General features: G+C 72.7%; 25 protein-coding genes. 10 read left to right on the plus strand and 15 right to left on the minus strand.

What is annotated here, in order from left to right; translation table 11 throughout:
- Window positions 1-78: 78 nt before the first annotated feature.
- Complete coding sequence (locus tag E1262_RS13805; RefSeq protein WP_132103710.1) at window positions 79-3039, minus strand: UPF0182 family membrane protein; 2961 nt, start codon at window positions 3037-3039, stop codon at window positions 79-81.
- A gap of 161 nt (window positions 3040-3200) precedes the next feature.
- Between E1262_RS13805 and E1262_RS13810 the strand changes: the two genes are divergently transcribed.
- A complete protein-coding gene (locus E1262_RS13810; protein ID WP_132103711.1) occupies window positions 3201-3728 on the plus strand; it encodes a PPA1309 family protein in 528 nt (175 codons plus the stop codon).
- A gap of 21 nt (window positions 3729-3749) precedes the next feature.
- Here E1262_RS13810 and E1262_RS13815 read toward each other — a convergent pair whose 3' ends face one another.
- The 5 genes from E1262_RS13815 to E1262_RS13830 all read right to left on the minus strand — a co-directional run bounded on the left by E1262_RS13815 (window position 3750) and on the right by E1262_RS13830 (window position 8293).
- Window positions 3750-4802: a YlbL family protein gene (locus E1262_RS13815; RefSeq protein WP_132103712.1), complete on the minus strand. Its 1053-nt coding sequence runs from the start codon at window positions 4800-4802 to the stop codon at window positions 3750-3752.
- A 53-nt stretch (window positions 4803-4855) separates the two neighbouring features.
- A complete protein-coding gene (locus E1262_RS30335; protein WP_162605895.1) occupies window positions 4856-6136 on the minus strand; it encodes a hypothetical protein in 1281 nt (426 codons plus the stop codon).
- Window positions 6133-6645, minus strand: a complete 513-nt coding sequence (locus E1262_RS13820) for a SigE family RNA polymerase sigma factor (RefSeq protein ID WP_132103713.1) — start codon at window positions 6643-6645, stop codon at window positions 6133-6135. The genes E1262_RS30335 and E1262_RS13820 overlap by 4 nt, the downstream gene beginning before the upstream one ends.
- 67 nt (window positions 6646-6712) lie before the next feature.
- Window positions 6713-7135 (minus strand): molybdenum cofactor biosynthesis protein MoaE, encoded by a 423-nt coding sequence (locus tag E1262_RS13825; protein ID WP_132103714.1) that lies wholly within the window; start codon window positions 7133-7135, stop codon window positions 6713-6715.
- 51 nt (window positions 7136-7186) lie between these two features.
- Window positions 7187-8293 carry an NAD-dependent epimerase/dehydratase family protein gene (locus tag E1262_RS13830; protein WP_203453851.1) on the minus strand — a complete coding sequence of 369 codons (1107 nt, stop codon included), beginning with the start codon at window positions 8291-8293 and terminating at the stop codon, window positions 7187-7189.
- A gap of 75 nt (window positions 8294-8368) precedes the next feature.
- Here E1262_RS13830 and E1262_RS13835 point away from each other — a divergent pair, with 75 nt between their 5' ends.
- Window positions 8369-9718: a zinc-dependent metalloprotease gene (locus tag E1262_RS13835; protein WP_132103716.1), complete on the plus strand. Its 1350-nt coding sequence runs from the start codon at window positions 8369-8371 to the stop codon at window positions 9716-9718.
- Entirely contained in the window at window positions 9718-10272 is a 555-nt protein-coding gene (locus E1262_RS13840) for an NUDIX hydrolase (RefSeq protein WP_132103717.1), read from the plus strand. The genes E1262_RS13835 and E1262_RS13840 overlap by 1 nt, the downstream gene beginning before the upstream one ends.
- 43 nt (window positions 10273-10315) lie before the next feature.
- Here E1262_RS13840 and E1262_RS13845 read toward each other — a convergent pair whose 3' ends face one another.
- Together E1262_RS13845 and E1262_RS13850 are read right to left on the minus strand one after the other, a co-directional pair.
- Window positions 10316-10849 (minus strand): hypothetical protein, encoded by a 534-nt coding sequence (locus E1262_RS13845; RefSeq protein ID WP_132103718.1) that lies wholly within the window; start codon window positions 10847-10849, stop codon window positions 10316-10318.
- Between the two features lie 52 nt (window positions 10850-10901).
- Window positions 10902-11447, minus strand: coding sequence for a M48 metallopeptidase family protein (locus tag E1262_RS13850; protein ID WP_203453852.1), 546 nt, complete (start codon window positions 11445-11447; stop codon window positions 10902-10904).
- A gap of 601 nt (window positions 11448-12048) precedes the next feature.
- On the opposite strand from E1262_RS13850, the gene E1262_RS30900 reads away from it, so the two are divergent.
- The 3 genes from E1262_RS30900 (at window position 12049) to E1262_RS13860 (ending at window position 14647) form a co-directional block, all read left to right on the plus strand.
- Window positions 12049-12207 (plus strand): DUF5679 domain-containing protein, encoded by a 159-nt coding sequence (locus tag E1262_RS30900; RefSeq protein ID WP_092623275.1) that lies wholly within the window; start codon window positions 12049-12051, stop codon window positions 12205-12207.
- Window positions 12208-12293: 86 nt separating this feature from the next.
- The gene (locus E1262_RS13855) at window positions 12294-13340 is read left to right on the plus strand and encodes a hypothetical protein (RefSeq protein ID WP_132103719.1); all 1047 of its coding nucleotides are present in this window, start codon (window positions 12294-12296) and stop codon (window positions 13338-13340) included.
- The gene (locus E1262_RS13860; RefSeq protein WP_132103720.1) at window positions 13337-14647 is read left to right on the plus strand and encodes an ABC1 kinase family protein; all 1311 of its coding nucleotides are present in this window, start codon (window positions 13337-13339) and stop codon (window positions 14645-14647) included. Before E1262_RS13855 ends, E1262_RS13860 begins: the two co-directional genes overlap by 4 nt.
- A gap of 232 nt (window positions 14648-14879) precedes the next feature.
- Here the strand turns inward: E1262_RS13860 and E1262_RS13865 are convergent, their stop codons facing one another.
- From E1262_RS13865 to E1262_RS13885, 6 genes are all read right to left on the minus strand, one after another.
- Window positions 14880-15044, minus strand: coding sequence for a hypothetical protein (locus E1262_RS13865; protein ID WP_203453853.1), 165 nt, complete (start codon window positions 15042-15044; stop codon window positions 14880-14882).
- A 20-nt stretch (window positions 15045-15064) separates the two neighbouring features.
- The gene (locus tag E1262_RS13870) at window positions 15065-15259 is read right to left on the minus strand and encodes a hypothetical protein (protein ID WP_132103722.1); all 195 of its coding nucleotides are present in this window, start codon (window positions 15257-15259) and stop codon (window positions 15065-15067) included.
- 183 nt (window positions 15260-15442) lie between these two features.
- Entirely contained in the window at window positions 15443-15619 is a 177-nt protein-coding gene (locus tag E1262_RS30340) for a hypothetical protein (RefSeq protein ID WP_162605896.1), read from the minus strand.
- Between the two features lie 183 nt (window positions 15620-15802).
- Window positions 15803-16177, minus strand: a complete 375-nt coding sequence (locus E1262_RS13875) for a WhiB family transcriptional regulator (protein ID WP_420810525.1) — start codon at window positions 16175-16177, stop codon at window positions 15803-15805.
- 2 nt (window positions 16178-16179) lie between these two features.
- Window positions 16180-16401 carry a hypothetical protein gene (locus E1262_RS13880; RefSeq protein ID WP_132103723.1) on the minus strand — a complete coding sequence of 74 codons (222 nt, stop codon included), beginning with the start codon at window positions 16399-16401 and terminating at the stop codon, window positions 16180-16182.
- Window positions 16402-16518: 117 nt separating this feature from the next.
- Window positions 16519-18612, minus strand: coding sequence for an ATP-dependent DNA helicase UvrD2 (locus tag E1262_RS13885; RefSeq protein ID WP_132103724.1), 2094 nt, complete (start codon window positions 18610-18612; stop codon window positions 16519-16521).
- Window positions 18613-18727: 115 nt separating this feature from the next.
- Here E1262_RS13885 and E1262_RS13890 point away from each other — a divergent pair, with 115 nt between their 5' ends.
- Entirely contained in the window at window positions 18728-18976 is a 249-nt protein-coding gene (locus tag E1262_RS13890; protein WP_132103725.1) for a mycoredoxin, read from the plus strand.
- Here the strand turns inward: E1262_RS13890 and nudC are convergent.
- Window positions 18963-19859, minus strand: coding sequence for an NAD(+) diphosphatase (nudC, locus tag E1262_RS13895; protein ID WP_203453854.1), 897 nt, complete (start codon window positions 19857-19859; stop codon window positions 18963-18965). The genes E1262_RS13890 and nudC overlap by 14 nt on opposite strands.
- A gap of 35 nt (window positions 19860-19894) precedes the next feature.
- On the opposite strand from nudC, the gene deoD reads away from it, so the two are divergent.
- From deoD to E1262_RS13910, 3 genes are read left to right on the plus strand one after another with little or no spacing between them, the layout of a single operon-like run.
- On the plus strand, window positions 19895-20599 hold the full coding sequence (gene deoD, locus E1262_RS13900; protein ID WP_132103726.1) for a purine-nucleoside phosphorylase: 705 nt from the start codon (window positions 19895-19897) through the stop codon (window positions 20597-20599).
- A complete protein-coding gene (locus E1262_RS13905; RefSeq protein ID WP_162605897.1) occupies window positions 20596-21588 on the plus strand; it encodes an endonuclease/exonuclease/phosphatase family protein in 993 nt (330 codons plus the stop codon). The genes deoD and E1262_RS13905 overlap by 4 nt, the downstream gene beginning before the upstream one ends.
- 47 nt (window positions 21589-21635) lie before the next feature.
- Window positions 21636-22169 carry a DUF222 domain-containing protein gene (locus E1262_RS13910; RefSeq protein ID WP_132103728.1) on the plus strand — a complete coding sequence of 178 codons (534 nt, stop codon included), beginning with the start codon at window positions 21636-21638 and terminating at the stop codon, window positions 22167-22169.
- The last annotated feature ends 441 nt before the right edge of the window (window positions 22170-22610 follow it).

The following is a 22610-nucleotide window of genomic DNA, read 5'->3' on the forward strand; positions in this document are numbered from 1 at the left end:
CCGTTCCGGCTGAGACCGGCCGGAAACGCGAACGGAGCCGCCACCCGGTGTGGGTGACGGCTCCGTGCGGGCTCGCTGTTACTGACCGGAGGTGGCCCCGCCGGCGCCCTCGCCGCCGGTGAGCGCCTCGGCCGCGGCGATCGCCTCGTCCAGCCGCTGGAGCGCTTCGCCGTAGGCGGCCCAGTCGCCGGCGGCCTGCGCGTCGCGCGCCTCCTGCCACGCGACCCGGATGGCCTCAAGCGCCGCGGTGAGGTCGGCCGGCTGGTCGGGCGGAGTGGTGGGCGTCTCCGTGGGCGGTGGCGTCTCCTCGTCCGTCGGCGGAGTCTCCTCCGTGGGCGGCGGCGTCTCCTCGACGCCGCCTGGCGGCTCTTCGGTGATCGCGCCGGACTCGCCCTCGAAGATCTGGTCGAGCGCGCCCTGCAGGGTGTCGTCGAAGCCGATGTTGTCGCCGAACTGCACCAGCACCCGGCGCAGCAGCGGGAAGGCCGCCTCGCCGGTGGCGCGGACGACGTAGACCGGCTGGACGTAGAGCAGGCCGCCGCCGACCGGCAGCGTCAGCAGGTTGCCCAGTCGGGTCTCGGCGTCGCCGGACCGCAGCAGAGTGAGCTGCTGGGCGACGTCGGTGTCGCTCTCGAAGTCGTTGGCCACCTGGCCGGGGCCGTCGATCTGGGTGTTGCCTGGCAGCCGGAGGATCTGCAACTGGCCGTAGTCCTCACTGCGGGCGTCGGCGTTCACCGCCATGAAGGCGGCCAGGTTCTGCCGGCCACGTGGCGTGTAGGTGGTGGTGAGCGAGTACACCGGAGCATCGGTGTCCGGCAGTTGGATGCTCTGGTAGTACGGCGGCTGCTTGACGTCGACGTTCGAGGACGGGTCGGCCGGCACCAGCCAGCGGTCCTGACCGCCGTAGAAGGTCGAGGCGTCGGTGACGTGGTACTGCTCGAGCATGTTGCGCTGCAGCTTGAACAGGTCCTCGGGGTAGCGCAGGTGGTCCATCAGCGGTGTCGGGATCTCCGAGCGCGGCTGCACGGAGTCGGGGAACGCGTTCATCCACGCCTGCAGCACCGGGTCGTCCTCGTCCCAGGCGTACAGCGTGACGGTGCCGTCGTACGCGTCGACCGTCGCCTTCACCGAGTTGCGGACGTAGTTGATGAAGTCGTCGGGCTGCGCGGCCAGCGCCGGCCGGGCCGTCCGCGAGTCGCTGGTCGCCTCGCTCAGCGACACCCGTTGCCCGTACGGGAAGGAGTTCAGCGTCGTGTACCCGTCGAGGATCCACACGACCCGGCCGTCCACAACCGCCGGGAACGGGTTCGCGTCGACCGTCAGCCACGGCGCGACCTTCTCGACCCGCTCGCGCGGGTTGCGCTCGTAGAGCAGCCGCGACTCCGAGTTGAGCCGGTCGGACAGCAGGAAGTTGGCCTCCTGGAACCGCGTGGCGTACAACAGCCGGTGCCAGAACGACCCCACCGGCACGCCGCCGTCGCCCTCGTAGGTGTTCCGGCGCTCTCCGCCGGTCTCCGGGTCCTCCGGGATGTCGTACTCGACCGGGTCGGTGCCCTCGGGCGCGCCGACAATGGAGTAGCTGGGCGAGTTCTCGCCGAAGTAGATGCGCGGCTCGTATTCGCCCAGGACACCCTGCGTCGGGATGTCCTCCTCGGCGAAGTCCGGCGAGCCGTCGGACTGGCGGGTGTTGCCGTAGGCGGCGACCATGCCGAAGCCGTGGGTGTAGACCGTGTGCTCGTTGATCCAGTTGCGCTGCTCGGCCGGGATGCCGTCGGAGTCGATCTCTCGGACCGCGACCACCGTGTCCCGCTCGGCGACCGTCCCCGTCGCGGTGTCCTCTACCTCGTACCGGTCGACGTCGAGCGGATCGCTGAACGAGTAGAACCCTCGCACCTGCTGCAACTGCTGGAAGGCGGGTTGGATGACGCTCGGGTCCATAAGCCGGATGCCGGGGATCGTCGCCGAGTCCTCCGCGAGCTGTCCCTCGCTCACCTGAGTGGTGGCGTCGTACTCCTCGACCTGCACCTCGTCGATTCCGTAGGCGAAGCGGGTGGCCTCGATGTTGCGCTCGATGTAGGGCCGCTCGCGGCTGGCCTCGCTCGGGCGGACCTGGAACTGCTGGACGAGGAACGGCCACAGCCCGCCGAGTAGGACGGCCGAGAGCACCAGCAGGCCCAGCCCGATGCCTGGCAGCATCCAGTTGCGCTGCCAGACGTTGACGAAGAACAGGATCGCGCAGATGGACGCGACGAAGACGAGGATGGTCTTGGCCGGCAGCACCGCGTTGACGTCGGTGTACGAGGCACCGGTGAAGCGGTCGTTGTCCTGCATGACCAGCGCGTACCGGTCCAGCCAGTAGGCCACGGCCTTGAGCAGGACGAACAGCCCGATCAGGACGGACAGGTGGGCCGTGGTGGCCGGGCTGACCTTCTGCCCCGCGGTCTGCAGCCGGATGCCGCCGTAGACATAGTGCGTGATGGCGGCGACGACGAGGCCGAGCACCACCACCGCGAACCCGAAGCTGACGACGTAGCGCCACCACGGGTAGTCGAACGCGAAGAAGCCGAGGTCGACGCCGAACTGGGCGTCGTCCTGGCCGAACTCGCCGCCGTTGCGCCACAGCAGGAACGTCTGCCACTGCCCGGCCGCACTGGCGCCGGCCATGATCGCGAGCAGGACGGCGGCCGCCGTCAGTACCCAGGTACGGACCGGGTCGATGGCGTCGCGGTAGCGATCGAGGCTCTGCTGCTCGACGCTCATCGGCCGGTACCGTGGCCGGACGCGGTAGGCGATCAGGCCGTTGACGACCACCGACGCCGCCATGAGCAGGCCGAAGACCAGGAACAGCCCGATACGCGTGATGAGCTGCGTCGTGAACACCTGGGTGAAGTCGACCGACTGGTACCAGAGCCGATCGGTCCAGAACGTCACGATGAGCACGTACGACGCGACGAGCACGCCGAGCACGATGAGCGTGGGCAGTAGCGCGCGCGACCGTCGTTGGGGCGCGCCGCGGAACGGTCCGGCGGGTCGGGGCATGTCCTGGCTCACCCCTGGAAAACTATCTCACCCGCTCCCGGGGTTCCGACCCGCGGTCGGAACATCGCTGTCGGCGGACGGTTCTGAGTGAACCGTGACCTGTTCGTCGCCCGGTCGTGACCGGTTTCGCGGGGCGTCGCCGCGCGTGCGACGATGCCGTCATGAGCACGACGGACGACCAGCCGAGCGCCCTGGTCCGCGCGATCGCCGAGATCGAACAGCACGTCCGCGGCGACGGGTGGGACCAGCCGGCCCGGCTGTACGCCTTGGCCCCGACCGCCGACCTGGTGTCCCGCGAGCCCGCGCTGGCCGCGAGCCTCGGCATCGACCCCGACGCGCCCGCCGACTCGCTCACCCCGATCGAACAGGACGTCGCCGGCCGGCCGATCGAGGACCTCCTCCTCGAGATCACCTGGCCCGACACCGTGACCGGGTGCGCATTGGCGCTCGAGCGCATCGTGCTGCCGCCGGGCGCCGAGGACCAGGTGCCCGACGACGACGGCCTCGCCGCCCAGTGGGCGCAGCAGCACCCTGACCGCTCCGACGTCCGTGTCGTCGTCGGCGTGATGCGCGACGGCACCCGGGCCTCGGTGCTGCGCATCCGCGGCCACGAAGCCGACGACGAGCTGATCCGCGGCGCGGAGCTGTCGCCCGAGCTTGGCAACGCGCTGGCCGAGACGTTCCACTGATCCGGCGCCCACTGGAAACGATCAGGTGGCGGGGCAGGTGGGCAGGTCGTCGGTGTCGCCGGCGACGAACGCCTCGATGGTGCTGACGGCGTCGTCCAGGGTCTCGATCGGGACCACGTGCATGTCGCCGTTGTTGCCGCCGACCGCTTCGTCGCAGTTGCTGGCCGGGGCGAGGAACAGCTCCGCACCGTCGTGATTGGCGGCGGCGATCTTCTGCTGGATGCCGCCGATCGCGCCGACCGCGCCGTCGGGGCTGATCTCGCCCGTCCCGGCGACGTGAGTGCCGTCGAGCAGGGCGCCCGGCGTCAGCGTGTCGTAGATGGCGACGGCGAAGATCATGCCGGCGCTCGGGCCGCCGATGCGCTCGTCGATGCCGATCTCGATGTCGACCGGCAGGTCGAACCCGAGCGTCGGGCTGAACCCGACCAGCGCCCGGCCGTCGTCCTCGGCTGCGATGGTCTGGATGTCCTCGGTGAGCTGCTCGCCGTCGCGCTCGACGACGAACGTGACGGTCTCGCCGGGCTCGTGGGCGGTGACGGCGGCGACGACGTCCTCCGGGGTGGCGATGGCGGTGCCGTCGACGGACACGACGACGTCGCCGGGCTCGAGGACGCCGTCGGCCGGGGCATCCTCGACGACGGCGTCGACGACCACCGTCTGCGGAATGTCGTAGCCGAGCTTGCGCAGCGCCGCGACCTCGGCGTTCTGCTGGGAGTTGGCGAGCATCGCGGCGTTCTGCTGCCGCGACTGCTCGGCCGTCGTGCCCTCGGGGTACACCAGCTCACGCGGGACGACGGCACGATCGGGGTCGAGCCACGCCCGCAGCGCCGTCAGCAGGTCGAGGTCGGCGTCGGCCGACGTGACCCCGACTGTCGTGAGGTCGAGCACGCCGTCCGTCGGGTAGGTCTCGGCGCCGTCGATCCGGATGACCTCCTGGCCGTTCCACTCCCCCAGCGTGTCCTCGACCGGGCCGGGCGAGTACACGACGTACGGCAGGTGGAACAAGGACGCGACCGCGACGAGCGCGACGATCAGGGCACCGGCGACGGCGAGCGTCGCGGATCGGCGGGTCATCGGTGTGGTCGGTCCTCACGGTGAACGGGCACGGACACCGTAAGAGTACGTGGTCAGCCCTGCTCTCCCGGGAGGGCGGCCGTGGCGGCGCGGGCGAGATCGTCGACCTGCTCCTCAAGCCAGGCGGCCATGGCGTCGCGGCGCTCCGGCGTCGTGGCGTCCGCGGAGTCGCCTACCAAGAGGCTCACCCGGAACTTCCGTTCGTCGGTCCCGGCGATCACCCACACCTCCGCACTGTAGCCGCCTCGCGCGTACGGGCCGTCGAGCGTGGTCGTGGCCCACTGGACGTGCACGGTCTCGCCGCCCGGCGCGGTCGTCGTGGTGCAGGGCTGCGTGATGCGGCCCTTCTCCTCCATGGGGTCGCAGTGCTGAGCCACGCTCAGCTCGGCGCCGATCTCCATGATCATCGCCGCGCCCGCCTCGACACCGTCGGGCAGGCCGGCGGTGACGTCCGGGCCCGGGTCGGCCGCGTCCATGCCGCTGGGTGTCCAGCCGGGGCCGAGGTTCTCGGCCAGCGCCCGCGCCTCGTCGGTGATCTCGTCACCCGGGTCCTCCGGCGCCGGTGGCGGGGACACGCCCGCCGTGAGCTCGGACCAGACGTCGTCGGTGACGACCGCGGCGAGCTGCTCCAGCGAGAACGGCGGCTCGGACCGGGTCGGCTCGGACTGCTTCTCGGTGGGCGTGTTCATCTCGCCGACATGCACCGACAGCCCGCTCGGGGCGACGGCGGTCGCACGCCACTGGAGCCGGTGAGGTTCACGGTCGGGCTGCGGATAGTACGGACCCGCCTCGAGCACGAGCGTGGTGCCGTCGTCGAGGGTCCGCACCTCACAGGTGCCGCCGTTGACGATGACCGGGCACACCGGCGGCTCCGCGACCGCCGCGACGGCGACCGACCCGCTGATCCAGCCGGCGCCGTCGCCGTCGTCGTACACGAAGTCGAACCAGGCCGACGTCGGGTCCAGTGCGTCGGCGGTGACGTCGGTGATCTCGCCAGGCGGCAGCAGCGCCACGACGGCGTCGAGGACGGCGTCCGGATCGATCTCGGCGACGGGATCGGCCTGCGGCGGCGCGGCGACGGTCTCGCTGCCGGCTCGGCCGTCGTCCGCGACGGGGCCGCTGTCGCCGTCGCCACCGACGAAGGGGACGGCGAGCACCGAGCCGGCACCGGCGACGAGGGCCAGCGCGGCACCGCCGACCGCCAGCCGCGCCCGGCGCAGCCGCCGCAGCTCGCGCCCACGCGTGACGCCGCCGCTGACGAGTTCCGCGACCGGCGGGTCGATCCGGGCCGCCTCGGCCCGCAATGCCAGCTCGAGCTCCTCTTCGATGGTCATCGTGCCACTCCGCTCCTGGTCGGATCGTCGGCGTCGGTCCCGAGGACGGCGCGCAGCCGGTCGAGCGCACGGAAACTGCGGGACCGCACCGCGCCGGCCGACAGGCCCAGCTCGGCGGCGGTCTCCTCGACGCTGCGGTCCTCCCAGTAGCGCAGCACCAGCACCGCCCGGTCCTTCGCGTCCAGCCGGCCCAGCGCGCCGAGCAGCGTGACCCGCAGCGCGACGTCCGTCTCGCCGCCCGGTGTGTCCGGCACCGAGTCGGTGGGCCGCTCTGCCGACCCGCGCCTCCGGCGGTGCGAGACGAACGTGCGCACCAGCGTCGTGCGGGCGTACGCGGCGGGGTCGTCGGGCCGGCTGCGCTTGGTCCACGCGCGGTAGACCTTGCCGAGGGTCTCTTGCACGAGATCCTCTGCCAGGTGCCAGTCGCCCGTCAGCAGCCAGGCCGTCCGGAACAGCCGCCCGCTGCACGACGTGGCGAAGTCGGTGAAGCCTTCCGCGTCGCCGGCCACTGCCAGCCTCCGTTCGTCGTCCTCACTCAGAAGACGCGATGAGGACCGGTGCGCGTTTCACCCGATCTCAGGGCGAGCCGACCCATTCCTCGCCGCCGTCGTCGAAGCGCTGGTGCTTCCAGATCGGGACCTCGCGCTTGAGGTCGTCGATCAGCTGACGGCAGGCGGCGAACGCCTCCTGGCGGTGGTCGGCGGCGGCAGCCACGACGACGGCGACGTCGCCGATCTCGAGGTGGCCGACGCGGTGGACGGCGGCCAGCGCGCGCAGCGGCGTGCCGGCGGTGACCTTCTCGGCGACAGTCCGCAGCACCTCAGCCACCGTCGGGTGCGCCTCGTAGTCGAGCCCGGTGACGCCGCGGCCGCCGTCGGCCTCGCGGACCGTCCCGACGAACACGACCGTGCCGCCGGCGCCGCGGTCGGACACCGCGGCCAGCACCTCGTCGACGGAGAGCGGGTCGGGCCGCACGTCGAGCAGCCGGATGACGTCCATGTCTCAGCACTCTATTTCTCGGCGGGCCCTGGCCGTGGGGCGTGCCACCGCTCAAGTCCTCTTTCGGCGACGCGCTTTGCGGACCACGACCGCCGTCCCGAGGATCGCGACGGTGGCACCGGCGGCGCCGATGGTGGCCGCCGTCGCCGCGTCGCGCTTGCCGATGCGCCGCGACGCCAGCGCGTGCCGGCCGCCGACCTCCTCCATGAGCGCCCGGAGCGCCTCGGCGTTGTCGTACTGGGGGTGCCAGCCGGCCTTGCGAAGCCGCTCGCCGGCCACGACCCACGGCCGGGTGACGTAGTGCAGCTCGCTGGCCGGCGCGGGGGTGACGCCGAGGCGGTGCAGCCGCTGCGCCGTGCCGAACGCGAACGACGCCGGCAGCTCGATGCGGCTGCGGCCGGACAGTTCCTCGACGATCGCCTGGTCGAGGTGGCCCTCGCTGCCGACGGCGACCGGCCCGGCGACGTCGTGCAGGACGACGTACTCCAGCGCCGACGCGAGGTCGTCGACGTGGCAGAACTGCCAGGCCGGCTCGCTGCCGCGCACGACCAGCAGTCGCGGCGCCTCGAAATGGCGGGTCAGGACGGTGTCGACGCCCGGGCCGACCACGGCGGCGGGGCGGACCACAGTCACCGACATCGCCGGGTGCGACCGCGGCGCCCGGGCGCTGAGGTCTTCGATCTCCAGCAGGTCGCTGATGATCGAGCCGTCGGGCTCCGCGCGCAGCGGGGCGTCCTCGTCGAGCGGGACCGGGTTGTCGGGCTGGGCGCCGTAGACCATCGCGCTGGTGAGGACGGCGACGTGCTTGACGCCGGCCGCCGCGGACGCCGTCAGGATGGTCTGCGTGCCGCGCACGTTGCGGTGCGAGCGGACGGCGGGATCGTCGGTGATGCCGATGTCGACGGCCGCGTGCACGACGGCGTCGACGCCGGCCAGCCTGGTGACGATGGCGGGATCGGTGAGATCGATCACGCGCCAGGTGACGCCGTCGACGTCGCCGCGGGCGTCGTCGAGGCCCACCACCTCGGCGACGTCGTCGCCGGCGGCCAGCCGTGCGGCCAGCAGGCGGCCGACGCCGGAGGACGCGCCGGTGACCGCGATCACCAGCCCGTCGCCACCGTTGCGCCCAGCGCGAACCCGGCCCGACTGTCTGCCCACGAAATCCCCTTCAACGACTACCGTGGAACGCATGAGGCGCTCCCGAACGCTTCCCATCCTGCCCGAGGCGCTGCCATGAATGATGTCCCCTTCGGTTTCCGTTCCGCCGACGACCCGGACGACAACCGGCCCGAGAAGTCCGGTTCCGGCTCGGGTGAGTCCGGCGGCTCCGGTCCGAACGATCCGTTCGGCGGGCTGTTCGGCAGGTTCGGCGCGGGTGGTCCGGGCGGCCCCGGCGGCAGCCCCGACCTCGGCGCCATGTTCCAGCAGCTCGGCCAGATGTTCTCCTGGTCCGGCGGGCCGGTGAACTGGAACCTCGCCAACCAGGCCGCCCGCGAGGTCGTCTCGGCCGCCGGCGACCGCTCGGTCAGCGGCACCGACCGCCGCGAGGTCGACGACGCGTTCCGGCTGGCCGACACCTGGCTCAACGACGCCACCACGTTCCCGTCCACCGGCGGCTCGCCACGCACCTGGAGCCGGGCCGAGTGGGTCGAGGGCACCCACGCCGCCTGGAAGGACCTCGTCGAGCCGCTGGCCGCCCGGGTCTCCGAGGCCATGAGCAAGTCGTTGCCGCCCGAGGTCGCGCAGGCCGCCGGACCGCTGGTCGGCATGATGCAGCAGGTCGGCGTCTCCATGTGGGGCGCGCAGGTCGGCCAGAGCATCGGCAAGCTGGCCGGCGAGGTGGTCGGCTCGGCCGACATCGGCGTCCCGCTGGCCGCCGGGCACCCCGCGCTGCTGCCGGCCAACGTCCGCGCCTTCGGCGAAGGCCTCGGGGTCGAGGCGCGCGACGTCACGCTCTACCTCGCGCTGCGCGAGGCCGCCTACGTCCGGCTGTACGGCCACGCGCCGTGGCTGCGGGCGCACATCGTCGCGCTGGTCGAGGAGTACGCCCGCAACGTGAGCGTCGACACCAGCGCCATCGAGGAGAAGATGCGCGAGATCGACCCGCAGCGGCCCGAGGCGCTGCAGGAGGCGCTCGAGGGCGGGCTGTTCGACGTGCCGACGACGCCGGAGCAGCAGGCCGCGCTCGACCGCCTCGAACTGGCGCTGGCCCTGGTCGAGGGCTGGGTCGACGACGTCGTCACACAGGCGACGGCCGAGCGGCTGCCGTCGGCGGCGGCGCTGCGCGAGACCGTCCGCCGCCGCCGCGCGTCCGGCGGACCGGCCGAGCAGACCTTCGCGACGCTGGTCGGGCTGCAGCTGCGGCCGCGCAAGCTGCGCGAGGCGGCCGCGTTCTGGGCCGCTGTCCGCGAGGCCCGCGGCGCCGACGGCCGCGACGCCGTCTGGGCGCACCCCGACCTCATGCCGTCGGCCGACGATCTCGCCGACCCGGCGGCGTTCCTCGCCCAGGACGACTTCGACATGTCCGGGCTCGACGACACCCCGGCGCCGCCGGAGGACGAGAACGGCGGCAGCCCCTCCTGATGCCGGCCGACCCGCTGCACGCCGACGCCGTCGCCGTGCTGTCGGGATGGGCCGCGCCGTCACCGGAGCAGGACCGGCTGCGGCGCGACTACCTCGACGTGTTGAGCGCCCACCCGCGGGCGATGCGACGTGACTGCGTCCCGGCGCACCTGACCGGCAGCGCGCTGATCGTCGATCCCGCCGGCGAGCGGGTGCTGCTGCTCCTGCACGGGCGGACGAACCTCTGGCTGCAGGCGGGCGGGCACTGCGAGGACGGCGACGGCTCGCTCGCGGCGACGGCGCTGCGCGAGGCCACCGAGGAGAGCGGAATCGCCGGGCTGACGCTCGGCGCCGGCGGGTGGCCGATCAAGCTGGACCGTCATCCGGCACCGTGCCGGCCGGGCGTGGCCGAGGAGCACCTGGACGTCCAGTACCTCGCGCTGGCGCCGGCCGGTGCGGTCGCCGCGGTCAGCGACGAGTCGCACGACCTCGGCTGGTTCGGCTACGACGACCTCCCGGCCCCGCTCGGTGGCGGAGTGGTGGGGCTGATCGCGGCCGCCCGGGCCGCACTCTGACGCCGCCGCCCGGGTCCCGAGGAAGGCCCGATGACATCCGAGGTCAGGACCGCGCGGGCACACGCTCGCCCGCCGTGCCACGGCCGGGCCGGAGCGCCTCGATGGTGATCCGGCCGCTGCGCACGCCGCCCCGCGAGTCCAGCCAGGCGTCGAGGAACCGCCAGACGGCGGCGGCCTCGGCGGTCTCGCCGGTGACGACGGCCGCTATCACGCTCAGGTGCGCGTCGCGCAGCCCCGCGGCCAGCGCACGGTCGCGCCGGCCGCACCGCGAGCGCACTCGGGCGATCCGCTCACCGAGCTCGACGAACAGCCGTGCGTCGTCCTCCGTCAGCCGCCGTGCCCCGCCCGGCACCCAGGGGCCGTCCGCCGGGGCCGGCGCGGACGCCACCCGCATCACCAGCTCACGCAGCGACTCGACCGCCTCGACGAGGCCCTGCCGCGCACCGTGGCGGGACTGCAGCCAGAACACCAGCAGCGCGGCGAGGAACGTGGCCGGGACGGCGAGCGCGCCGGTCAGCAACCCGTCCCAGGTGATGGTGCCCGCGGGGATGCCCCCGAACGCCTGCGTCGATGTCACCGCCAGACGTTACCCACGTTCACCGGCGAATCCACCCGAATCGGGCACCGAGTCAGGTGACGTCGTCCTCGTCGCCCTCGCCGTCCGGGTCAGCGGGTACCGCGCCGGCCGCGTGGCTGTAACCGTCGAGGAAGCCGCGCGCCCGCTCGGCCCGCGGGTACTTCCCGACCAGCGCCCAGAACTCCGGGCCGTGGTCGTTGACCAGCAGGTGCGCCAGCTCGTGCACCAGCACGTAGTCGATCACCCATGTGGGCAGCCCCTGCAGGCGGCTGGACAGGCGGATCGACCCGTCGGTCGGCGTGCACGAGCCCCAGCGGGCCCGCTGGGTCGAGCTCCAGCGCACGCTGCTGGGCATGGCGCGGCCGCCAAGATACTTGCGCGACAGCTCACCGGCCCGGGCGAGCAGTCCTTCGTCGCTGGGCCGCCGGCGCTTCTCCTGGGCCGCCAGCCGGTCGAGCATGACCTGGACCCACCGGCGTTCCTCGGCCTTGCTGAGCCGCGACGGGAGGCACACGACGATGCGGCCGTTCTCGCGGAACGCCGTGACGGTGCGTCGGCGGCGCAGCGAGCGCCGTATCTCGACGTCCGGTGCCTCCATGGTTGCACCGTAAACCCATCCGCTGGGGAATGCTTGGATGCAATGTGGATAACTGGCCGGGAATGCGGCCTACGGCGCCAATGCCCGGCTCGATCGGCTACGTGGACGCGACGCCGGCCACACTTTCTTCGTGCACATGTGGTGGATTGCATCAGCGCTGGTCAGGGCGCCCGCCGTTACATCGGTGCCAGGTTGTCAACACGCTGCACACCGGTGGTCCACAAGGACCCCCGGGGTCCTGCACAGGTCGTCCACAGGGTTATCCACAGCCTTGGGATGATCCCCCGCCGTTCCCGTTGCCGCCACCCGGCGATCGCCGTACGTTCACTGTCATGTCCGGCGGCTCGAATCCCTTGCACACCACACTTCGCACGGGCCGCCCGATCCCGCTCGGTGGGATCTCGGAAAACGATGACACCTCCGCGCGTCCGGGGAAGGCGCGCGCCCGTCAACGGAACTGAGATCCCGCCGAGCGCACATTCCCGCTCGTCATTTCTGCCTCGAAGGATCCGCTCGCTGGCGTAGTGTGTCGGCTCAACCACACGGGGGACGCGGCTGACCTGCTGCTTCCACTCCTGCAACGAGGAAAGGGAGGCCACGAATGGCTGAGACGTACACGGGCGAGTTCTACTGCGTGAAGTGCAAGGAGAAGCGCGAGGCGACCGGCGACATCGTCGTCAACGACAAGGGCACCCGGATGGCGAAGGCCACCTGCCCGGTCTGTTCCACCAATCTGAACCGGATCCTCGGCCGCGTCTGAGGCCGACTCCCGGGCGCTGACGCCCGAGCCGCGGGGCCTGTGGACAGCGGAACGCACGGCGGCGCCGGACGAGGCAGGATGCCGTTGTGCGTCCGATCCTCCATCCCGCGCTGAGCCGTACCTGGCGTGACGAGTCCACCCTGCAGGTGGGCGCGACGCCGGGGCTGGCGCTGGTCGTGGGCGGGCTGAGCCGGCCCGAGCGGGCCGTCGTCGAGGCGATGACCGGCGCGGCCGACCTCGCGGCGCTGCGGGAACTGGCGGCCGAGCTGGGTCTGGGCCGGTCCGCCGCCGACCACCTCACCGAGCTGCTGCTGGCGGCCGGCGCGGTGGTCGACGGCGACCGGCTCGGCCCGGCCGACCCGCGGCGGCAGCCGGACCGCTCCAGCGCCGGCCTGCTGGCCCGTGCACCCGACGGCGGCGACGACGCGCTGGCCCGCCGCGGCCGGATGCGCGTCGACGTCCACGGCGCAGGCCGGGTCGGCGCCCAGATCGCCCGGCTGCTGGCCGCGGCCGGCGTCGGCACGGTCGCCGTCCTCGACGGCGAGCCGGTCCGCCCCGGCGACGTCGGCCCCGGCGGTTACCCGCCCGACGCCGTCGGCACGCCCCGGCGGCGGTCGCTCGACCCGCTGCTCCGCGCCGACGCCGGGCGCGACACCACCGCGGGCCAGCGTCCGGCCGGGCCGAGCCTCGCCGTGCTCGCGCCGACCGGTGTCACCGGCCGCGAGGAGGCCGCCGACCTGATCCGTCAGGGCATCCCGCACCTGTTCGCCCAGGTCGTCGAGGTGACCGGCGTCATCGGGCCACTGGTGCTGCCGGGCCGGTCGTCGTGCCTGCGTTGCCACGATCTGCACCGCACCGCGCGCGACCCGCACTGGCCGCTGGTGCTCGATCAGGCGCTGCGCCGGCCCCCACCGGAACCGGCCTGCGACGGCGCGCTGGCCGCCGTCGTCGCAGGGCTGGCCGCCACGCAGGTGCTCGCTCACCTGGACGGTTACACCCCGGCCGCGGTTGACGGCACCATCGAGGTGACGCTGCCGTCCGGGCTGCCGCGGCGGCGGAGCTGGACCCGTCATCCGCGCTGTGGGTGCGGTTGGGCGGCCCGCGATGACGAGACGGCACAATGGGAGACGTGAGCGATCTGCCACGCAATGCCGTCAACCGCGCCTTCAAGCTCGCGTCGCTGCCTCTGGGCCTGGCCGGGCGGGCCACGCTTGGCCTGGGCAAGCGGCTGGGCGGCGCGTCGTCCGAGTCGGTCAGCGCCGACGTGCAGCTGCGCACCGCCGAGCACATCTTCCGGGTGCTCGGCGAGCTCAAGGGCGGCGCGATGAAGTTCGGGCAGACGCTGTCCGTACTCGAGGCCGGAATCCCGGAGGAGCTTGCCGCGCCGTACCGCGCCACGCTCACCAAGCTGCAGGAGTCCGCCCCGCCGATGAAGGCCGCGACGGTCCACGGCGTGCTCGCCGCCGACCTCGGACGCGACTGGCGCGACCGGTTCCGGTCCTTCGACGACAGGCCGGCCGCGTCGGCGTCCATCGGCCAGGTGCACAAGGCGGTCTGGCACGACGGCCGCACGGTCGCCGTCAAGATCCAGTACCCCGGCGCCGGCGACGCGCTGCGCTCCGACCTGCGCCAGGTCGCGCGGCTCGGCCGCTCCGTCGGCGCGCTGGTACCCGGCATGGACGCCAAGGCGCTGGTCGAGGAGTTGCACGACCGCATGGTCGAGGAGCTCGACTACCGCATGGAGGCCGACGCGCAGGACGGGTTCGCGCTCGCCTACGACGGCGATCCCGAGTTCGCCGTGCCCAAGCTGGTCGAGGGCGCCGAGCACGTGCTGGTGTCCGAGTGGCTCGACGGCCGGCCTTTGTCCAATGTCATCGCCGACGGCACCAAGGAGGAGCGCGACCAGGCCGGGCTGCTGTACGTCCGGTTCCTGTTCTCCGGGCCGACCCGCGCCGGCCTGCTGCACGCCGACCCGCATCCGGGCAACTACCGCATCACCGCCGACGGCCGGCTCGGCGTCCTCGACTACGGCGCCGTCGCGCGGCTGCCGGAGGGGCTGCCGCCGTCCATCGGGCAGCTCATGCGCCGCGCGCTGGCCGGCGAGGCCGACGAGATGCTCGACGGCCTGCGCGAGGAGGGCTTCGTCAAGGCGCACATCGACCTCGACCCCGAGGACCTCTACGACTACCTCGCGCCGTTCCTCGAACCGGCCCGGGTCGAGCGGTTCCACTTCAACCGGCCGTGGATGCGCGAGCAGTTCGCCCGCATCAACGACCCCCGCCGGCCCGGCTACTCCATCGGGCTGAAGCTGAACCTGCCACCGTCGTACCTGCTCATCCACCGGGTCTGGATCGGCGGCATCGGCGTGCTGTCGCAGCTGGACTGCGAGGCGCCCTTCTCCGCCGAGCTGGAACGGTGGCTGCCCGGCTTCAGGTCCTGACCCTCGACCCCGGAGCGCCCATGTCGAGCACCACCCTCAGCGCCGCCCCGAGCGGCACGTTCGCGCTCGGCGGCGACCTGCCGGTCGTGCGGCTCGGGCGTCTGGGGCGACTCCCCGACCCCGACGGCGCCGTCCGGGTGCTGCGCCGCGCGGTCGAGCGGCCACCCATGATCATCAACCCTTTGAGCTGCCCTGACGACTCAAAGGTTGATGATCAAGGGAGTCCGCCCGGTCACCACCAGGAGGCGTCGAGCCGGGCCTCGATGGAGCGCAGGTTGTCGCGGGCGCAACGGTCGCAGTAGTACACCGTCCGGCCCCGCTCCACGCTGCTGACCCACGTCAGCGGCACGTCGTCCGTGGTCGTTCCACAGAGTGCGCACGCCACCGCTTCGGACACGCGGATCTCCCCCGTAGTCGTCATCGTCGGATTCCCCCACCCACTGCACCGAGGTACGCGAGCCCCGGCCCGACATCGTCGAACCCGACGCCGGTCGATCGCAACGACTGGTCCCAACCACCCGTGCACGCGGGGTCGGGGCCCTCGAAGCCATGGTCGGCGGTGAGCAGGACGACGACCCCGCGCCGTCCGTCGTCGTCCTCGAGCCAGGCCACGAGGTCGACGATCCCGGACAGCGCGGGGTCGCTCAGTATCTCTATCTCCGCTGTGGGACTTGCCGCCGCCTGGGACCTCGGGGTCGGCTTGCGGCGGGACCCGGCAACTGCTTGGACGGCGCGTTCACGACCGGCGCTCACGAAGCCTCAGCCTGTCATCGGACAGACACGGCCTCAACCCGATCAGTAGGCACTGCTGCGCAGGGCGACCGCCGCGGCGGCCAGGTTCCTGGCTCGCTGCGCCGCCCGGGCGGCCCGCCGGTCCATCCGGCGGATCGCCAGCACGCGTCGTACTCGCTGTTCCTCCATCGCCCGTTCGCGCTGCTCCGTACAGTGCGCACGCGCGAGGGCTTCGTTCATGAGATGCATCTCAGTGCTCCTGAAGTCTCGGTTCACGGTGGTGGAAGTGGTCTTCGGAAGATCTGGGGTGGCCGTCTCGGCCCAGAGCTCGGTCGTCATGTCGGTCCGTCCATCGGGGTCATCGGTCGTCGGCAGCTGCCGTTGGTCTTGCAGAAGTCACATCGCCGCGGAGTGCTGGTCCCACTACGCCGCGATCTCGTTCTTCCTGGGGCGGCCACGCGGACGCTTGCGCGCCACGATGACTCCGGAGACGAAGAGCTCTCCGCCCCACACGCCCCAGGGCTCGGCCCGGTCCATCGCACCGGCGAGGCACTGCGCCCGCACCGGGCACTCCTGGCAGAGCTGCTTGGCGTGTTCGACGTCAGCCGGCGACTCGGCGAACCACAGCTCCGGGTCCTTCCGGCAGGGAATGGACTCGTCGGCCGCTACGGCCCGGTCGAGAACGCTGGTCAGCATCATGAGTTCGGTCACCTCCCTTCCTCGTGTCGGTTCGGGCAAACAAAAAGGCCGCGGATCCCGGTGTGGGGTCCGCGGCCTGGAAGGCGCCGGTCTTCTCATGGCTAGACCGGTGGACCCCAGGTGCGGACGCGCACGCCGCTCTTGACCCCATCGACGAGGTGCGCCGTCTGGGCATCGCCTGCCTGCGGACGCACTTCACCCGTCATCGGGGCGGTGACGGGCGCGACGGAACGCACCCGAGTGCTCAGGGAGACACCACCGAGGGCGCGCTCATACGCGAAGCCGACACCGCACACAGACGGGTTCAGAGTCGTGATCTTCATCAGGGCGTCCCTCCTTTCGGCGTCAATCCCGAGCCGGTCTCTCCGGATCGTGGGCACCCTGCATTGCAAGGTGCTCGGACATGCTATTCCCGGCCCGGTGTAAGGGGCAACCTATTTTTACGGTGATTTTTCGGCGACTTCTCGGCACAGCTCCAGAACCTCGGCGCCGTAGCGGTCGAGCTTCGTACGGCCGACCCCGGGGATGGCCGAAAGCTGGGTCTCGTTCACCGGCGTGGTCTCGGCGATGGCGATGAGCGTGGCGTCGGTGAACACGACGTAGGCCGGCACCTTCTGCTCCTGCGACCGCTCCAGCCGCCACGCGCGCAGCGTCTCGAACAGCGCGTCGTCCATCGACGACGGGCAGCTGCCGCACCGGCCGAGCTTGCGGTCGACGGCGTCGACCAGCGGCGCGCCGCAGACCCGGCAGCGGGCCGGCGCCCCCGACCGGCGGCCCTTGCCGCCCGGCCCGCGCTCGGCCCGGTGGTCGCTGCGGGCGCCGCCGCCGGGACGGACGCCGTCGAGGAACCGGCTGGGCCGGCGGTTGCCGCGGCCGCCGGGCTGGCGGGCCAGCGACCACGACACCGACAGGTGCTCGCGGGCGCGGGTGATGCCGACGTAGAGGAGCCGGCGCTCCTCCTCGATCTGCGCGGGCGTCTCGGCGTAGCTCAGCGGCAGGGTGCCCTCGTGGCAGCCGACGACGAAGACGGCGTCCCACTCCAGGCCCTTGGCGGAGTGCAGCGACGCGAGCGTGACGCCGTCGGCGACCGGGGCGTGCTGGGCGGTGGCGCGCGCCTCGAGCTCGTCGACGACGTCTGCCAGCCCCGCGCCCGGCTTGGCCGCGACGACCTCCTCGGCCAGCGACACCAGCGCCGCCAGCGACTCCCAGCGCTCGCGGGCGGCACCGCCACCGGCCGGCGGCGTGGGCGTCCAGCCGGCGGCGCTGAGGACGGCGGACGTGGCCGCGGCGGCGTCGGGGGCGTCGGGAGCGCCGTCGGCCGTGCGGACCGCGGCGCGCAGCAGCATGGCCGCCTGGCGCACCTCGCCGCGGTCGAAGAACCGCTCGGCGCCGCGGACGATGTAGGCGACGCCGGCGTCGGCCAGCGCCTGCTCGTAGGCCTCGGACTGCGCGTTGACCCGGAACAGCACGGCGATCTCGCGCTGCGGCGTGCCGTTGGCGACCAGCTTGGCGATCTGGTCGGCCACCCACGCGGCCTCGGCGAGCTCGTCGGCGTGCTCGACGAAGACCGGCTTCGGGCCGGGCGGGCGCTGCGCCTCGAGGACGACGCCCTGGTGGGAGTCGCGAGCCGCGCGCAGCACGCCGTTGGCGACGCCGACGACCTCGGGCGTGGAGCGGTAGTCGCGGAACAGCCGCACGACGATGGCGCCGGGGAAGCGCTGCGGGAACCGGACGAGGTAGTCGGGCTGGGCGCCGGCGAAGGAGTAGATGGTCTGCGCGGGGTCGCCGACCACGCAGACATCGGTGCGCTCGCCCATCCAGAGGTCGAGCAGCTTCTGCTGGACCGGCGAGACGTCCTGGTACTCGTCGACCACGAAGTGGTGGTACTGCGACCGGACCGCCTCGGCGACACCCGGGTGCCCGGACAGCAGCCCCACCGCGGCGAGCAGGATGTCCTCCATGTCGAGGACGTTGCGGTCGGTCTTGAGGTCCTCGTACGCGGCGTAGACGCGGGCGACGGAGTCGGGGTCGACGCCGCCGACCTCGCGATGCGCCGCCTCGGCCGCCGTGACGTACGCCTCGGGCAGGACGTTGCTGACCTTGGCCCACTCGATCTCGGACGCGAGGTCGCGCAGCACCGTGCGGTCGGTGGGGACCCGGCAGCGCGACGCGGCCGAGCCGACGATGGGCAGCTTGCTCTGGCTGATCTCGGGCAGGTCGGACCCGGTGATCTGCGGCCAGAAGTACCGGGCCTGGCGCAGCGCCGCGGAGTGGAACGTGCGGGCCTGGACCCCCTCGGCGCCGAGCGCGCGCAGCCGGCCGCGCATCTCGCCCGCCGCCCTGGTGGTGAACGTGACGGCGAGCGTGCGGCGCGGGTCGAAGGCGCCGGTGTGCACGCCGTGCGCGATGCGGTGGGTGATGGCGCGGGTCTTGCCGGTGCCGGCGCCGGCGATGACGCAGACCGGCCCGCTGAGCGCGGTGGCGACCGCTCGCTGCTCCGGATCGAGGCCGGCCAGGACGTCGGGTGCGCGCATCGCCCCATCCTCGCAGCCGGCACCGACAGGATGCGAGGCGCCACGGAACAATCCGGGCGGACGTTCGTGTTGGGATAGCTGTCACGGCAAACAACGTCGAGAAGCGGGAGAGTCGATGTCGCGGTTCACCATGTACAGCACTACCTGGTGCGGCTACTGCCGTCGGCTCAAGTCCGCACTGAACCGCGAGGGCATCACGTTCGACGAGATCGATATCGAGGCCGACCCGAAGTCCGCCCACCTCGTCATGAGCCTCAACGGCGGCAACGCCGTGGTGCCGACGCTGGTGTTCGCCGACGGCAGCTCGCTGACCAACCCGAGCCCGTCGCAGGTCAAGGAGAAGCTGACCGCTACCGCCGGCTGACGTCGATTGGCAGCGGCCCGCCGTACCAGCCCTCGATCAGCTTCCGGGCGATCGAGATTCCGCTCGGCGGGAGCACGTCGCCGCGCCCCATCGCCGCCGCCAGCTCGTCACGGCTGAACCAGCGCGCCTCGGCGATCTCGTCGCCGTCAGGCACCGGATCGTCGCCGGCCGCCGTCGCGTAGAAGCCGAGCATCAGGCTGGACGGGAACGGCCACGGCTGCGCGCCCGCATAACGGCACGACGTCACCCGCACGCCGACCTCCTCGTACAGCTCGCGGACCACGGCGTGCTCCGGCGTCTCCCCCGGCTCGACGAAGCCGGCCAGCGTCGAGAACCGGCGCCCCGGCCAGGCCGCCGACCTGCCCAGCAGGCAGCGCTCCCGCTCGTCGACCACCAGGACGATGACGGCGGGGTCGGTGCGCGGGAAGTGCTGCGACCCGTCCACCTCGCACACCCGCATGTGCCCGCCCGACTCCGGCCGGGTGCGGCCGCCACAGCGCGGGCAGAACCGGTGGTTGGCGTGCCAGTTGGCCAGCGCGATCGCGTGCACGGCCAGGCCGGCGTCGCGGTCGCCCAGCACTGCGCCCACCTCGCGCAGCGTCGCGCCGCCGTCCGGCTTCCCCTCGAGGCGGACGGCGACGAAGGCGACGCCGTCGTCGAGGCCGAGCAGGAAACGGTCGCCGTCCGGAGCGTCGGTCGGCGCGACGAACCGTAGCGCGTCGCCGTCGACCGGCACCATGCCGTCGCCGACCAGGAGCACCCGCGTGGCGCCGTCGGCCCACAGGGAGTCCACCCAGGCGGCGTCGGCGCGGCGGTCGGCGGCGCGGTCGACGGTGGAGCGCGACAGAGCGAGGGGTCCGGGCAAGACGTAGGCCTCGTGCACGACCCACGACCCTACGCCGGATACCGTTTGCACTCGTGAGCACCCACATTGCCGCCGCGTCCGGCGAGATCGCCGAGACCGTCCTGCTGCCGGGCGACCCACTGCGCGCCGAGTGGATCGCCAAGACGTACCTCGACGACGTCACCTGCTACTCGCAGGTGCGCAACATGCTCGGCTTCACCGGCACGTACCGGGGCGAGCGCATCTCGGTGCAGGGCACCGGCATGGGCCAGCCGTCCATCTCCATCTACGTGCACGAGCTGCTCGCCGAGTACGGCGCGAAGACGCTGGTCCGGGTCGGGTCGTGCGGCGGGCTGCTGGCCGACGTCGCCATCCGCGACCTCGTCGTCGGGATCTCCGCGGCCACCGACTCGTCCATGAACGCACTGCGCTTCGAGGGCTTCCACTACGCCCCGACGGCGGACTTCTCGCTGGTCCGGGCCTACGTCGAGAAGGCCGAGGCGGCCGGAGCCCGGTACCACGTCGGGCAGATCTTCAGCACCGACGTCTTCTACCACGACCGCCCCGAGCTGCGGGATCGCCTGACGCAGTACGGCGTCCTGGCCGTCGAGATGGAGGCGGCCGCCCTCTACACGCTGGCGGCGAAGTTCGACGCGCGGGCCATGGCGGTCTGCACCGTGAGCGACAACCTCGTCACCGGCGAGGAGACGTCGGCCGACGAGCGCGAGCGGACGTTCGCGGAGATGGTCGAGCTGGCGCTGGACGCCGTCTCGGCGTGAGCCGGCGCCGACGGGCGTGGCTCGCCTGGTCGACGGTGGCCGCCGCGCTGGTGGCGGTGGTCGTCGTGTGGCCACAGGCGCTCGGGCTGTCCGGTGTCTACGGCCCGGCCCAGGTGGTGGCGCTGCGCGGCGTGGCGACGGTGGCCGGCGCCGGGGCGGCGGTGCTGGTCGCGGTGCTGGCCCTGGCGATCCGCCGGGCGCGCTGGCCGCTGGCCGCCGTGGCCGGGGTGATCGCGTCGGCGACGGTGCTCTCCGCCGGCGTGCTGCTGTCGCGCGGGCTGTCGTCCGACCCCGTCCCGGTGGCGGACGCGCCCGGCGAGGTGCGGGTGCTGGTGTTCAACACGCTCTACGACGGCGCCGGGCCGGAGGTGGTCGCGGACCTGGTGACGACGTCCGGCGCCGACGTCGTCGTGCTGCCGGAGACCTCCGCCGCGACGACGGAGCGGGCCGCCGCGCTGGCCGGCGGCGACTTCCAGGTCTTCCACCACCAGGTCGACGTCGGCATCACCTCCGCGACGGGGCTGCTGGTGGCGTCGTCGCTGGGGACGTACGGCGAGCCGCAGCCGGACCCGTCCGGCGGGCTCGGTTCGTTCACCGTCCGGTCGGCGGCGGGGTCGGACGGCCCGCCGATCACCGCGGTGCACGCGTGGCCGCCCACTGCCGACGCGATGGCCCGCTGGCGCTCCGATACCGCCTGGGCGGTGGGGCGGTGCCAGGGCGTCGAGGGCGCGATCGTCGCCGGCGACTTCAACGCGACGCTGGACCATCCGGCGCTGCGGTCGCCGGCGTCGTGCGCTGACGCCGCCGCGGAACGCGACGCGGCCGCCGTCGGCACCTGGCCGGCCGGCTGGCCGTCGTGGGCCGGCGCGCCGATCGATCACGTTCTGGCCGACGCCCGCGCCTGGGACGTCGTGGCCTTCAGCGTGCTCGACCCGGCCGGCGGCAGCGACCACCGGCCGGTGCTGGCGGTGCTGCGTCCGGCCGGATAGTGGATTTTCGGTCGCTTCTTCGAACACACGTGCGATAGAGTCCGGTCATGATTCGCCCCGGAGATCATCCCAGCGCGGCCTGGGCCGGCCTCGGTCCCGGCACGGTGCTCAACGCCGTGCTCGAGACGTTCGAGCCGCCCGCGCTGTCCCGCCGCGACCTCCCCCGCGTCACGGCCGCCTGCCAACGCCAGGGTGCCCACCTCGACGCCATGCAGGCCCGCTTCATCGCCGAGCTGGCCGGCCGCACCGACCCGCCCGGCGGCCCGGCGACCGCGGGCACCATCGCCGAGACGCTGCACCTCGAGCTCGACGCCGCCACCGAGCTGGTCTCGCTGGCGGTCGACCTCGTGACGGGCCTGCCGGCCACGCTCACCGCCCTCGACGAGGGCCGCATCACGCTGCCCAAGGCGCGGCTCATCGCCCAGCGCACCCGCCGGCTCGGCCCGGCCACCCGCGCCGCAGTCGAGGCGGTCGCGCTGGCCCGGGCGCCGGAGCTCACCGAGACCCAGTTGCGCCGCTGGCTCGACGACGCCATGACGCCCGGCAACGGCGAGAACGGCGCCGACCGCGCCTCGTCCTGACCAATCGGCCGGCGCAGAAATAGGGCGGTTCGGCCCGATCCGTGGGCCAGGGTTCGACTCGGTGAACTCGGTCGGCTCGACTGGTCGTTCGCCGGGGTCGTACCGTCGCCGTCCCCCTGCTGCCCATTCTCTTGGCCGCGAAACCGCGCCTCAAGCGGACTATTGGCGCTTCGCGCGGCGATGACCGCTTGACCCGCGGCTCCGCGGCCTAAGAACGGGCACCTATCAGGGGACGGGGCGCGTCTGGGCACAGCTCAAGGTCGCTTGGCGTGGTCCGGTGCGCCGTTGGCGCCTGTGGACTGCGATGATCATCAAGGATCGCGTACATCACCAGGATCACCCGAGCCTCAACACGATTACAGGCGTGGTGAGGCTCCAGAAAACCTCATGATGGCCCCCGAAACGCCGGCAAATCTCACCATGTGGACACCGCGGCCCCGC

The organism is Jiangella aurantiaca (assembly GCF_004349105.1).
GTDB lineage: Bacteria > Actinomycetota > Actinomycetes > Jiangellales > Jiangellaceae > Jiangella > Jiangella aurantiaca.